Annotated in this window: 12 protein-coding genes; 6 read left to right on the top strand and 6 right to left on the bottom strand. The window is 71.2% G+C overall.

The genetic code is table 11. The annotated features are described in order from the left end of the window. Positions 1-15: 15 nt before the first annotated feature. The gene (locus H976_RS0122125; RefSeq protein WP_027863292.1) at positions 16-1,395 is read right to left on the bottom strand and encodes a glutamate decarboxylase; all 1,380 of its coding nucleotides are present in this window, start codon (positions 1,393-1,395) and stop codon (positions 16-18) included. A 67-nt stretch (positions 1,396-1,462) separates the two neighbouring features. Further along, positions 1,463-3,613 (bottom strand): NAD-dependent DNA ligase LigA, encoded by a 2,151-nt coding sequence (ligA, locus tag H976_RS0122120; RefSeq protein ID WP_081683112.1) that lies wholly within the window; start codon positions 3,611-3,613, stop codon positions 1,463-1,465. 110 nt (positions 3,614-3,723) lie between these two features. On the opposite strand from ligA, the gene H976_RS28065 reads away from it, so the two are divergent. From H976_RS28065 to H976_RS0122095, 5 genes are all read left to right on the top strand, one after another. Then, the gene (locus H976_RS28065) at positions 3,724-4,401 is read left to right on the top strand and encodes an alpha/beta hydrolase (RefSeq protein WP_051277339.1); all 678 of its coding nucleotides are present in this window, start codon (positions 3,724-3,726) and stop codon (positions 4,399-4,401) included. 8 nt (positions 4,402-4,409) lie between these two features. Beyond that, complete coding sequence (locus H976_RS28060) at positions 4,410-5,768, top strand: MFS transporter (RefSeq protein WP_051277337.1); 1,359 nt, start codon at positions 4,410-4,412, stop codon at positions 5,766-5,768. Between the two features lie 62 nt (positions 5,769-5,830). Continuing rightward, a complete protein-coding gene (locus H976_RS31040; protein ID WP_027863290.1) occupies positions 5,831-6,490 on the top strand; it encodes a hypothetical protein in 660 nt (219 codons plus the stop codon). Positions 6,491-6,631: 141 nt separating this feature from the next. Then, positions 6,632-7,309 (top strand): TetR/AcrR family transcriptional regulator, encoded by a 678-nt coding sequence (locus H976_RS28055; protein WP_081683110.1) that lies wholly within the window; start codon positions 6,632-6,634, stop codon positions 7,307-7,309. Then, entirely contained in the window at positions 7,306-8,904 is a 1,599-nt protein-coding gene (locus H976_RS0122095) for an MFS transporter (protein WP_027863289.1), read from the top strand. Before H976_RS28055 ends, H976_RS0122095 begins: the two co-directional genes overlap by 4 nt. 8 nt (positions 8,905-8,912) lie before the next feature. Here H976_RS0122095 and H976_RS0122090 read toward each other — a convergent pair whose 3' ends face one another. Genes H976_RS0122090 through H976_RS0122075 form a run of 4 tightly spaced genes read right to left on the bottom strand, consistent with a single transcriptional unit; the run spans position 8,913 to position 12,759 of the window. Beyond that, positions 8,913-9,452 carry a type 1 glutamine amidotransferase domain-containing protein gene (locus H976_RS0122090; RefSeq protein WP_027863288.1) on the bottom strand — a complete coding sequence of 180 codons (540 nt, stop codon included), beginning with the start codon at positions 9,450-9,452 and terminating at the stop codon, positions 8,913-8,915. Between the two features lie 45 nt (positions 9,453-9,497). Then, positions 9,498-10,469, bottom strand: a complete 972-nt coding sequence (locus tag H976_RS0122085; RefSeq protein WP_027863287.1) for a methionine synthase — start codon at positions 10,467-10,469, stop codon at positions 9,498-9,500. After that, positions 10,466-11,563 (bottom strand): tRNA 2-thiouridine(34) synthase MnmA, encoded by a 1,098-nt coding sequence (mnmA, locus tag H976_RS0122080; RefSeq protein WP_027863286.1) that lies wholly within the window; start codon positions 11,561-11,563, stop codon positions 10,466-10,468. Before mnmA ends, H976_RS0122085 begins: the two co-directional genes overlap by 4 nt. Continuing rightward, the gene (locus H976_RS0122075) at positions 11,563-12,759 is read right to left on the bottom strand and encodes a cysteine desulfurase family protein (protein WP_027863285.1); all 1,197 of its coding nucleotides are present in this window, start codon (positions 12,757-12,759) and stop codon (positions 11,563-11,565) included. Before H976_RS0122075 ends, mnmA begins: the two co-directional genes overlap by 1 nt. A 55-nt stretch (positions 12,760-12,814) precedes the next feature. On the opposite strand from H976_RS0122075, the gene H976_RS0122070 reads away from it, so the two are divergent. Then, the gene (locus H976_RS0122070) at positions 12,815-13,159 is read left to right on the top strand and encodes a GntR family transcriptional regulator (protein WP_027863284.1); all 345 of its coding nucleotides are present in this window, start codon (positions 12,815-12,817) and stop codon (positions 13,157-13,159) included. The last annotated feature ends 38 nt before the right edge of the window (positions 13,160-13,197 follow it).

The following is a 13,197-nucleotide window of genomic DNA, read 5'->3' as shown; positions in this document are numbered from 1 at the left end:
GCGGACGACTCGGGATCAGTGGCCCGGACCGACCACCATCTTGCGTCGCTCCGACTCATGGGCTCCGCCCTTGGCCTCGAGCGTCGCGCACGCGTCGATGATGTCGCGCGCCAGCGTGTCGACGTGCTCCCGGCTCATCGTCTCCTTCACCAGGGCGCGCATGATCGTGACGTCCTGCGCATCCGGCGGAAGGGTGTACGCCGGCACCATCCAGCCTCGTTCCGCCGAGAGCTGCCAGGCGATGTCGAACTCGTTGTAGCTGCGCTCCTCCTTGAGCTTGAACGCGACGAGCGGGAGCTGCTCCTGGTCACGCCCGATCACCTCGAACAGGTCCATGGCCTCGAGCTTGTCGGCCAGCACCTCGGCGTTCTGCTGCATCGCCTGCATGATGTAGGTGTAGCCCTCGCGGCCGTAGCGGACGAGGTTGTAGTACTGCGCGAGCACCATCGCCGAGCCGGTCGAGAAGTTCAGGGTGAACGTCGCATCGGTCTTGCCGAGGTAGTTCTCCTCGAAGACGAGGTCCTTGGCGAGGTCGTCCTTCTCGCGGAAGATCAGCCAGCCGATGCCGGGGTAGACGAGACCGAACTTGTGCCCGGATACGTTGATCGAGTGGACCTGCTCGAGCCGGAAGTCCCACGGGGAGTCGGGGTAGAGGAAGGGCCACACGAAGCCACCGCTCGCACCGTCGACGTGCAGGGGTACGTCGAGTCCCTGCTCGGCCTTGAGGCGCACGAGGAGGTCGTTGATCCCGACGACGTCGTCCTTGTGGCCGGTGAAGGTCGTGCCGAGCACCGCGGCGACACCGATCGTGTTCTCGTCGACCCGGGGCGCAACATCGTCCGGGCCGATCGTGTACTTGTCCGGCTGGAGCGGCACGATCCGTGGTTCGACGTCGAAGTAGCGGCAGAACTTCTCCCACACCACGTGCACGTCGCCACCGAAGACCAGGTTCGGCGCAGCAGTCGAAGCGCCCGCGGCCTCGCGGCGCTTGCGCCAGTTCCACTTCAGGGAGAGCCCGCCCAGCATGATCGCCTCCGACGATCCCTGCGTGCGCGCGCCCGTGGTCTCGCCGGGAGCGTGGAAGAGATCGGCGAGCATGCGGATGCAGCGCTGCTCGATCTCGGCAGTGCGGGGGTACTCGGCGTGGTCGATGAAGTTCCGGTGCAGGTTGCCCGCGATGATCTTCCGGGCCTCGGGCTCCATCCACGTCGTCACGAAGGTGGCCAGGTTGCGGGCCGGGTCGCCCTCGAGGGCGATGTCCTCACCCACCAGCCGCATCGCCTCGACCGGCGACATACCGCTGTCAGGGAAGGTCTTCGTGGGCACCTCACGGGTCAGGAACCTGTTCCCGAACAGTGCTGCGCTGGCGGTCGCGGGGCTGGGAGTCTCAGTCACCTTTCGACACCACCGCACGACTGGCGGCCCGGCTTCACCCGGATCAGGTGACACCGGGAGTCCCGCGTCAGGCGGTGCCGTCCTCCAGCAGGGCCTTGAAGCCGTCCTCGTCGAGAACGGTCACGCCGAGTTGCTCGGCCTTCTCCGCCTTCGATCCGGGGCTGTCCCCCACCACCACGTAGTCGGTCTTCTTGGACACGCTCGAGGCCGCCTTGCCGCCACGCGAGACGATCGCCTCCTTGGCACCGTCGCGGCTGAACTCGGCAAGCGAACCGGTGACCACGATGGTCATGCCGGCCAGGGTCTGAGGTGTCGAGGTGTCGCGCTCGTCCTGCATGCGTACGCCGGCCTCGGCCCACTTGCGCACGATCTCGTTGTGCCAGTCGGACTCGGGACCGTCGAACCAGTCGCGCACCGACGCGGCGATCGTCGGGCCGACCTGCTCGGCGGCCGAGATGTCGGCCTCCGAGGCCGCGCGGATAGCCTCCATCGAGCCGAACTCGGTGGCCAGCGCTCGCGCAGCCGTCGGGCCGACGTGGCGGATCGAGAGCGCCACGACCACCCGCCACAGCGGGACGTCCTTGGACTTCGCGAGGTTGTCGAGCAGCTTCTCGCCGTTGGCGGAGAGCTGGGGACCCTCCTCGCCCCTCTTGGCAGCCCGGGTGAACAGGTCGGTGCGCAGCAGCTTGTCCCGGTCGAGGTCGAAGACGTCGCCCTCGTCCTCGATCACGCCCGCCCGGAGCAGCTCGTAGGCCGCCTCGGAGCCCAGACCCTCGATGTCGAAGGCGCCCCGACCGGCGACGTGGAAGACGCGGTCGAGCAGCTGGGACGGACAGGTGTGGTGGTTGGGGCACCGGAGGTCCTTGTCGCCCTCCTTCTCCTCGACCAGCGTGGTGCCGCACGACTCGCACTCGGTCGGCATCACCCACTCGGCCAGCCCCGTCGGGCGTACCGCGAGCACCGGGCCGAGGATCTCCGGGATCACGTCGCCGGCCTTGCGCAGGATCACGGTGTCGCCGGGACGGACGTCCTTGCGCTTCACCTCGTGGGCGTTGTGCAGGGTGGCCCGCTCGACGGTGGAGCCGGCCACCTTGGTGGGCTCCATCACGCCGAACGGCGTCACCCGACCCGTGCGGCCGGTGTTGGTGCGGATCTCGAGGAGCTTGGCGTTGACCTCCTCGGGCGGGTACTTGAACGCGATGGCCCAGCGCGGCGCCCGGCTGGTCGAGCCCAACCGGCGCTGGAGGGTGACGTCGTCGACCTTCACCACGACGCCGTCGATCTCGTAGGGCACGATCGAGTGCCGGTGCTCGCCGGCGTTCTCGATGTAGGCCTCGACCTCCTTGAGGGTGGCGACGACCTTCACCTGGTCGGAGACCGGCAGGCCCCAGGCCGCCAGCGCCTCGTAGGAGTGCGACTGTGCCCGGGGCTGGAAGCCCTCGCGCTTGCCGAGGCCGTGGCAGACCATGCCGAGGGCGCGGCTGGCGGTGACCTTGGGGTCCTTCTGGCGCAACGACCCGGCCGCGGAGTTGCGCGGGTTGGCGAACTGCTGCTTGCCGGCCTCGAGCAGCGACTCGTTGAGCCGCTGGAACGCCTCGACCGGGAGGAACACCTCGCCGCGCACCTCGATCAGCTTCGGCACCGGGAACTTCTTGGTCCCCTTCAGCCGGTGGGGAACCGAGTCGATCGTCTTGACGTTGGGCGTCACGTCCTCGCCGGTGCGTCCGTCGCCACGGGTCAGGGCCCGGACGAGACGGCCGTCCTCGTAGAGGAGGTTGATCGCCAGGCCGTCGACCTTGAGCTCGCAGAGCAGCGCGGGCGCCTCGATGCCGTCGCGACCGAGCCGGGCGTACCACGTCTCCAGCTCGTCGTAGGAGAAGGCGTTGTCCAGGCTCTCCATCCGCTCGAGGTGGTCGACCGCGGTGAACTCGGTGGACACCGCGCCGCCGACCTTCTGGGTGGGTGAGTCGGGCGTGCGGAGGTCGGGCACCTCCTCCTCGAGCGCCTCGAGCCGCCGCATCTTCGCGTCGAAGTCGGCGTCGTCGATGGTCGGGTCGTCGAGCACGTAGTAGCGCCAACGCGCCTCCTCGACCTCCTCCGCCAGCACGCGGTGCTCCTGGCGCAGCTCGGCCTGCGGGTCGGTGTCGGGGGTGGCGTCGCCGGGCTCCGGGCGCGCGATGCCTGTGTCGTTGTCGGGCTCGGTCTCCGTCTCGCTCACGGGCCCATCTTGCCGTGCGGCGCCGACAGCCGGCACGAGGTGCGTCCGGCCCCACCCATCCGGAGCTTGGCCGGCTCCGAAACACTGGTCCCACACGATTGGAGTGACGCATGCCCTCTCCCGGACTCGACCGCAGGGAGCCCACCGGCGACCCGCGCGGGCTCGTGCTGATGCTGCACGGCGGCGCGAAGTCCGGCCTCAACGAAGTAGGAGCCAGGAGCGCGTCGTTCCGGCGTACGTCGGCCATGCGCAACGCGATCAGCCGACGGATCCTCGGGGCCGACCTCTCGCTGTGGCTGCTGCGCTTCGGCGTCCGTGGCTGGAACTACGGCTCGGGGCCTGAGCCGTCCCCCGTCCCCGACGCTCGTTGGGCCCTCGACCAGGCCGCGGCCGCCCACCCCGGCGTACCCGTCGTGCTGCTCGGTCACTCGATGGGCGCCCGCACCGCGGTGTACGTCGCCGACCACCCCGCTGTCGTCGGCGTGGTCGCGATGGCGCCGTGGCTGGAGCCGCAGGACCCGGTCGACACCCTCGACGGCCGACATCTGATCGCGGGTCACGGAAGCCGGGACAAGATCACCTCGGCCCGGATGACGCGCGCCTACGTCGACCGGGCCAGCCGGACTGCCGCCTCCGCGGAGTTCGTCGACATGGGCCGACTCGGGCACTACATGCTGCACAAGCCTCGGGAGTGGAACCGGTTCGCCGTGCGCAGCGCGCTCGAGGTCCTCGACCTCGCGGTGCCCACCCAGGCCCACGAGGAATGCCTGGACCGTCACGACAGTTGACGCAGGCAATGACCTCCGTCGCTGCCTCGCACGCGCCCGCCCCCACGGCGGGCGCTCGTGTTCCCGTCCTCGTCGGCCTGTTGTTCGGCCTCACCGGCCTCGGCAGCTCCTCGGCGGCCATCGTGCTTCCGGTGCTCGGTTCCGACCTCGACGTGAGCATCGGCATCGGGGCCTGGGCGATCAGCCTCTACGCCCTGATGCTCGCGGTCGCGACCGCCGTCTACGGCCGGGTCTCCGACCTCGTGGGGCTCCGCCTGCCGCTGCTCGTCGGGGTCAGCCTGATGACCATCGGCGCACTCGCTGGTGCCCTGGCCCCCGACTTCGGTTTCCTGCTCGGCGCCCGCATCGTCCAGGGCGCCGGTGCGGCCGCCGTACCCACCATCGGCGTGGCCATCGTCAGCGCCCGCTTCTCCGGTCCCGCCAAGGCCGTGGCCCTGGGCCAGGTCGCCGGCACCGCCGCCGCCGTCTCCTGCCTCGGCCCGCTGGCGGGTGGGACCATCGAGGGCCTCCTCGGCTGGCGCACGGTGATCGCCCTGCCCATGCTCGGCGCGCTGATGCTGCCGCTGCTGTGGCGCTGGGTGCCCACGACCGGGAGCCGCGCCCGCCTCGACCTCTTCGGCGCCCTGCTCGTCGCCGCCACGGCGGCCGGGGTGGTGCTGCTCGTGCAGTCACCGTCGACCGGCCCGGCGGTGGCGATCGCAGGAGCTGTGCTCGCGGTCCTCGGCGTGCCGGCGGTGGCGGCGTGGGTACGTCGCCGGCCGAACGGCTTCCTGCCCGTCGACGTCATCCGCAACCCGGTCGTCGTCCGCGGCGCCCTGGCCGCAGCGGCCGTCCCAGCGGCGTGGTTCGCGCTCCTGATCGCTGTGCCCGCCGTCCTGGTCGGCAGCGGCTGGGAACCCTGGCAGGTGGGGGTGGCACTGATCCCGAGCGCCGTCACCGGGCTGCTCGCACCGCGCCTCGCCAGCCCGCTGCTCAACCGGATCGGGCCGCCGCGTTCACTCGCGCTGGCGGCCGTGGTGGCCGCGGTCGCGCTGGCCGTCTCGGCGCTCGGGGCCTCGGCGGGGTCGGCCGTGCTGCTCGTGGTCGCCGTCGTGGGCGTGACGTTCTCCTTCGGGCTCGGCCAGCCCGCCCTGATGGAGGCCGTGGGCGACGCGGTGAACGACGACGTGCGCGGGGTGGCCCTCGGCATCGCGACCCTGTTCTTCCTCGTCGGCGGTGGAGTCGGCTCCGCCGTGGTCGGCGGCCTCGGCGACGTGCTCGGGATGGCGCCGGCGCTGCTGCTGCTCGCAGCCCTCCCGCTCATCGGCCTCGTCGCGCTGGTGCCGCAGCTGGCAGGCAGGGTGTCCGAGGTCACCCTGCCGGACTGAAACCAGCCGAGCCTCCGGCTCGTCGTACTGGTGGACCTGTTTTCAACCCCGTTCTGAGGATCATGACCCAGCAAGACCCCGAGCGCAGGCTCGAGCTCTCCCCCGCCCAGGTCGCCGGCAGCGCGCTGGCCGCGATGTCGGGTGCGGTGTTCATCTCGTGGGCCGGTACGGCGGGCACCCTGATCGGGGCGGCCGCCGGAAGCGTCATCGCCACGGTCGGTTCAGCGACGTACACCTGGTCGCTCCGGCGCAGCCGGGACGCCGCCCGTCGCACCGCCGAGCGCGTCCGCCAGACCGCCCTCGTGGGAAGCGCCCGACCTCGACCGGTGACGGTCGAGGAAGAGCCTGCGCCGCGCCGGTGGGACCTGCCGTGGGGCAAGGTCGCGCTGGCCAGCCTCGCGGTGATGGTCGCCGGCATGGCCGGCATCACCGCCGTCGAGGCGGTCACGGGCCGGGCGGTCTCGTCATACACCGGGGGCGGGGACGACCACAGCACCACGCTGGGCAGCGTCGTCGGCGCCGGGAAGCACACCACCCGGGAGCACGACACCAAGCCCACCCAGGTGACTCCGTCCGAGACGCCCACGCCGGCGCCCGACAGCGGGACCGCCCCGGACCCGACGCCCGCTGACCCGGAGCCCTCCATCCCGGCCACCCCGGCGCCGACGCCCGAGCCGACGCCGACTCCCACGGTGCCGCCGGAGGCGAACCTCCAGCCGTAGCAGGCGCCTGCGCACCCACTGGGCCAAGAATTACTGGACCAGCGGGAATGGATTTCCGTCGGCCCGGGTTCGGTTCCTATGCTCGATGAAACGAAACGGTTTCGTTTCATCCCCTAGTTCCGCCCACCACGGGAGTCCCACGTGCTCAAGCCGACCATCGCCGGGTCGCGGCCTCGCGTCGAGGGTGACCGCGAGGACGAGATCCTCGAGGCCACGCTCGAGCTGCTGCTCGACGTCGGCTACGACCGGCTCACCCTGGACGCCGTCGCCCGGCGCGCCCGGGCCAGCAAGGCGACGCTCTACCGCCGGTGGGAGGACAAGGCCAGCCTGGTCGTGGACGCGATGGTGCGCGCCAAGCACGCCCCGCACGTCGAGAGCCACGACACCGGCTCGCTGCGCGGCGACCTGGTGACCACCTTCTGCGGCGCCCACGGCATGGGCCGCAACGAGGCGACCGGGATGCTCGGCTCGGTGATCACGGCGCTCTCCAGCGACCCGGAGTTCGCACGCCGGTTCCGCGAGGCGTTCATCGCTCCGAAGGTCAAGATCTCGCGCGACATCTACCAGCGGGCGATCGACCGGGGCGAGATCCCGGCCGACGTCGACATCGAGATCATCGCCCCCGCCCTCGCCGGCATCCTGCTCCACCGCTCGTTCGTGATGGGCGTCGTGCCCGACGACGAGACGGTCGAGCGCGTCATCGACCACGTCATCCTCCCGGCCGTGTCACATTCCGCGGCCGCCACAGGTCTCACCAGGAAGGCCGGCGATCCCGGTCGTTCCTCCAGCTCGGACGAGAAGAAAGCCAGGAACTCATGAGTGACGTCACCACGGCCACTGACGCCCCCACCGGGGCTCCCAAGGGCCACTCCCGCCTCGGATGGGCCCTCGTGCTCATCTCCGTGGCGCAGCTGATGGTGGTGCTGGACGGCACCATCGTCAACATCGCACTTCCCTTCATCCAGAAGGACCTCGACATCGCCAGCGCCAACCTGCGCTGGGTCGTCACCGGCTACGCCCTCGCCTTCGGCAGCCTGCTGCTGCTGGGTGGACGCCTCGGTGACCTGTTCGGACGCCGCAAGGTGTTCATGACCGGCCTGATCATCTTCGGCATCGCGTCGCTGCTCGGTGGCCTCGCCACCAGCGAGGGCACCCTGCTCGCCGCCCGTGCCCTGCAGGGCCTCGGTGCCGCACTGGCCTCGCCGGCCGCGCTCGCGCTGATCACGACGACCTTCCCGGCCGGACCGCTGCGCAACCGCGCCTTCGCCGTGTACGCCGCCATGTCCGGTGTCGGCGCGGCCGTGGGCCTGCTCCTCGGTGGCTGGCTGACCGGGCTGGACAGCGTGTTCGGCCTCAGCGTCGAGGGCTGGCGGCTGACCCTGCTGATCAACATGCCGATCGGCATCGTCACCGCGCTGCTGGCACCGCGTTTCCTGGCCGAGTCGGAGTCGCACCCCGGTGAGCTCGACCTGCCGGGCGCCTTCACCGGCACCCTGGGCCTGCTGGGGCTGGTCTACGGCCTGAGCCGTGCCGGCACCGACGGCTGGACCGACACCTGGACGATCGCCAGCCTGGTCGCAGGCATCGCGCTGCTCGTGCTGTTCCTCGTGACCGAGCGTCGGATGGAGCACCCGCTGCTGCCTGTGCGCGTCTTCATGAACCGCACCCGGGCCGCGAGCTTCGTGGCGATGTTCTTCGCCCCGGCTGCCATGTTCGCGATGTTCTTCTACCTCAGCCAGTACATCCAGACCGTGATGGGCTTCAGCCCGATCAAGGCCGGCGTCGCGTTCCTGCCCTTCTGCTTCGGCCTGGTGGCTGCGGCCGGCATCTCCTCCAACCTGGTGAACCGGATCGACCCGCGCTACCTCGCGGGTGCCGGCACCCTGATGGCGGCCGGTGCGCTCTTCGGCTTCTCGCGACTGCCCTTCGACACGTCGTTCCCGGTGAGCAACGTGCAGGGCAGCTACCTGACCGACCTGCTGCCCTACATCCTGCTGATGTCCTTCGGCATGGGGTTGACGTTCGTGCCACTCACCCTGACGGCCGTCCACCACCTGCGCAACGAGGACACCGGCATCGGGTCCGGCGTACTGAACACGATGCAGCAGGTGGGTGGCGCCCTCGGGCTCTCGCTGCTCGGGACCGTCGCGACCCAGACGATCAACAGCCGGGTCGACGTGCTCCAGTCGTCGGCCGAGAAGGCCGCCGCCGCCGGCGGACCGGCCCTGTCCCAGGCGCAGCAGCAGGCGGCCCAGGTCGTGGCCAGCCACCAGGTGTTCACCGAGGGTGCGACCGCGGCGTTCCTGCTCGCGGCCGGCCTGATGGTCATCGCCTCGCTCGTGACGTGGATCTTCCTCAACGTCCGGCACAAGGAGCTGGCCACCGACGGCCCGGAGGCCGTGGTCGCGGTCTGAGCCTCACATCAGCGAGTCAGTGCCTCGCTGATCGCATCGACGAAGGCCGGGAGGTCGTCGGGGTTGCGGCTGGTGATCAACCGGCCGTCCACGACGACCTCCTCGTCCTTCCAGGTCGCGCCGGCGTTCTCCAGGTCGACCGACAGGCTCGAGTAGCTGGTCAGGGTGCGGCCCTCGGCCACGCCGGCGTTGATCAGCAGCCAGGGACCGTGGCAGATCACGGCCACCACCTTGTCGGTGTCGAGCGCCTCGCGGACGATGTCCTGGGCGTCCTCGTCGACGCGGATGTGGTCGGCGTTCACGGTGCCGCCCGGCACGACCACGGCGTCCACCGACGAGACGTCGAGGTCGCCGAAGGTTCCGTCCACGTCGACCTTCTGGGTGGGCGTGGTGTCGCCCTCGACGGCCTGGATCGGGTCGGTGTCGACGGAGTAGATCTTCACCTCCGCGCCGGCCTTGGCGAGCTCGTCGCGCGGGGTGAGCAGCTCGGCCTCCTCGAAGTGGTCGGTGGCGATGATGGCGATCTTCTTGCCGTTCAGGTCAGTCATGGGACTCCTCTCGTCGTCCCTGGCCGGTACCCGATCGCGCCCGAGTCACCCCAGCTCGGTCGCAGCCTCCTGCACCGCACGCAGCGCCACCCGGGCGTACGACGGATCGGCTCCGGCCAGACCGCACGCCGGTGTGAGCACCAGCTGGTCGGCGACCTCCTCCGGGTCGAAGCCGAGCATGTCGAGCAGTCGGAGCACCCGCTCGACGACGGACCTGGTCGCCGGAGCCGCCTGCCCGGTCGACGGCACCACCCCGAGCAGCACCCGGGCTCCCTCGTCGAACGCGGTCGCCAGCTCGTCGTAGGCGCCGGCCGCGAGGACCCCGAGGTCGACCGAGACTCCCCCGGCGCCGGCACCCCGCAGCAACCCGATCGGCGGCTCGGCCGCGCAGCAGTGCGCGACGGTGGCCGACTGCCCGGCCGCGGCGAACACCCACTCGAGTGCCTCGGAGGCCAGCGGTGGCGTCACCGACCGGTGCCGGCTGAACCCCGACGCCGTCGGCACCTGACCGGCGAGCACGGCCGGCAGCGACGGCTCGTCCACCTGGAGGAGCAGCTGCGCCCCGGGCACGCGGCGCTGCACGTCAGCCAGGTGCTCGCGGACTCCCTCGGCCAGGGCCTGCGCCAGCTCGCGGCGGGCGCCGTGGTCGGAGAGCACCCGGTCGCCGCGCGGCTTCTCCACCGTGCCGGCCAGCGTCCACGGTCCAGCGACCTGGACCTTCAGCAGGCCTTCGTAGCCCTGGGTCAGCTCCTCGAAGGTGTCGAGGTCCTGCGCGAGCAGCGAGCGCGCCCGGCGGTGGTCGACCCCGGGTGCGTCGGTGAGCCGCCAGCCAGCGGGCTGGAGGTCGAAACCGAGCTCACCCACGAGACCGAGCGTGCGACCCGTCATACCGGCGATCGCCCCTCGGGCCGGGACCTCGGGCAGGTGCGGCAGACCGGGCAGCTCCCCGAGCACCAGCCGCGCGGCCTCGCCGAAGTCCTCACCGGGCATCGACCCGACGCCGGTGGCACCGCTCATGCGGTGCGCTCCATGCGACGGGTGGCGGAGATGGTCGCGGAGCCGACGACCCGCGAGCCGTCGTAGACCACGACGGCCTGGCCGGGGGCGATCCCCTCGGCCGGGTCGACGAGGTCCACGGTCACGGCCGCGCCGTCGACGCGGACCACGGCCCGGTGCTCGTCACCGTGCGCACGCAGCTGGACGGTGCACTCGAGATCGGCAGCCGGCGCCGCTCCGCACCAGCGCGGCCTGATCGCGCTGAGCCCGTCGACCGCGAGCTGGTCGCGCGGGCCGACGGTGACGGTGCCCGAGACCGGCTCGATGTCGAGCACGTAGCGCGGCTTGCCGTCGGCCGCCGGCGTCCCGATGCGCAACCCGCGACGCTGACCGATCGTGTAGCGCCACGACCCCTCGTGGGAGCCGAGCACCTCGCCGTCGGAGGAGACGATCTGTCCGTCGCGGTTCACTTCTGAGAGCTTCTCGGAGAGCCAGCCGCCGGTGTCGCCGTCGCTGATGAAGCAGATGTCGTGGCTGTCGGGCTTGTCGGCGACGGCGAGGCCGCGCCGCGCCGCCTCCTCGCGTACGACGGACTTCGGGCTGTCGCCGAGCGGGAACATCGAGTGGGTGAGCTGCTCCTGGGTCAGTACGCCGAGCACGTAGCTCTGGTCCTTGCCCATGTCCTCGGCCCGATGCATCTCGATGAGCCCGTCGTCGTCGCGACGCAGCTGGGCGTAGTGGCCGGTCACGACCGCGTCGAAGCCGAGTGCGATCGCCCGGTCGAGCACGGCCGCGAACTTGATCTTCTCGTTGCAGCGCAGGCACGGGTTCGGCGTACGACCCTCGGCGTACTCGCTGAGGAAGTCCTCGACCACGTCCTCGTGGAAGCGCTCGCTGAGGTCCCACACGTAGAACGGGATGCCGATGACGTCGGCCGCCCGCCGGGCGTCGTTGGCGTCCTCGATGGTGCAGCAGCCGCGCGCGCCGGTGCGGTAGGACTTCGGGTTGCGCGACAGCGCCAGGTGGATGCCGGTGACGTCGTGACCCTGCTCGGCGGCTCGAGCCGCTGCCACCGCCGAGTCCACGCCGCCCGACATCGCTGCCAGGACTCTCATCAGCGGGCTCCGTGTGCCTTGCTGGACAAGGCCGCGTTGCGGGCCCGTTCGACCACCGGCCCGATCGCCTCGATCAGCGCGTCGACATCGGCCTCGGTCGAGGTGTGGCCCAGCGAGAAGCGCAGCGAAGACCGGGCGAACTCCTCCGAGGAACCCATCGCGAGCAGCACGTGCGAGGCCTGCGGGATGCCCGCGTCGCATGCCGACCCCGTGGAGCACTCGATCCCGCGCGCGTCGAGCAGCATCAGCAGCGAGTCGCCCTCGCAGCCTGGGAACTCCAGGTGTGCGTTGCCGGGCAGCCGGTGCTCGGGGCCGTCCTCGGCGTCGCCGTTGTAGATGGCGTCGGGCACCTCGCGGCGTACCCCCTCCACCAGTCGGTCGCGCAGGGTGACCAGCCGCGCGGCCAGCTCGCGCTGTCGCTCGACGGAGAGCTCGCACGCCACGGCGAACCCGGCGATCGCGGGCGGGTCGATCGTGCCCGAGCGGATGTCGCGCTCCTGCCCGCCTCCGTGGAGCAGCGCGGTGGGCTGGAGCTCACGGCGTACGACGAGGGCACCCACGCCGTAGGGACCACCGATCTTGTGACCGGTGACCGTCATCGCGTCGACACCGGACCCGGCGAATTCGAGCGGCAGCTGGCCGAGGGCCTGGACCGCATCGGTGTGCACGGGGATGCCGTGGGCGTGGGCGATCTCGACCACCTCGGCCAGGGGCTGCACGGTGCCCACCTCGTTGTTGGCCCACATCACGGTGACCAGGGCGACGCTGTCGGGGTCGGCGTCGACGGCGGCGCGGAACGCGTCGAGGTCGAGACGGCCCGCGCGGTCGACCTCGACCAGCTCGACCTTGGCGCCCTCGGTGCCCAGCCACTCGAGGGGGTCGAGCACGGCGTGGTGCTCGATGGGCGTGCTCAGGATCCGCACCCGGCGGGGGTCTTCGGAGCGGCGCGCCCAGTACAGGCCCTTGATGGCGAGGTTGTCGGACTCGGTGCCGCCGGAGGTGAACACCACCTCGCCTGGACGGCAGTGCAGTGCCTTCGCGATCCGCTCGCGCGACTCCTCCACCACCCGGCGCGCCTCGCGTCCGGAGGCGTGCAGCGACGACGCGTTGCCCACCCGGCCGAGCAGGGCGGTCATGGCCGCGGCTGCTTCCGGGAGGATCGGCGTGGTCGCCGCGTGGTCGAGATAGACGCTCATCGAAGGTCAAGCGTACGGCGTGCTCCCGAGCGCCCACGATGAGAGGGTCGGAGGCGTGATCACCGTCGACCACGACTCTTCGGTCCCGCCTTACGAACAGGTGCGCGAGCAGGTCCGCGCCCAGGTCGAGGCGGGCGAGCTGCGGCCCGGGACCAAGCTGCCGACCGTACGCCGCCTGGCCACCGATCTCGGGCTCGCCGCCAACACCGTCGCTCGGGCCTACCGCGAGCTGGAGCGTCTGGGCGTCATCGAGACCCGGGGGCGAGCCGGCAGCGTCGTCAGCGGTGACGACGTCGGCCGGGCCGCGCGACAGGCGGCCCATGCGTACGTCGAGCAGCAACGTGCGCTCGGCATCGGCCCCGACGAGGCGCTCGACCTGGTACGCCGCGCGCTCGGCTGAGCCCGCCAGACCACGGCCTCCCCGCGACAAATACGGAC

It is taken from the genome of Marmoricola sp. URHB0036, from assembly GCF_000426045.1.
GTDB lineage: Bacteria > Actinomycetota > Actinomycetes > Propionibacteriales > Nocardioidaceae > Marmoricola.
This window is presented reverse-complemented; position numbering and strand designations above follow the sequence as displayed.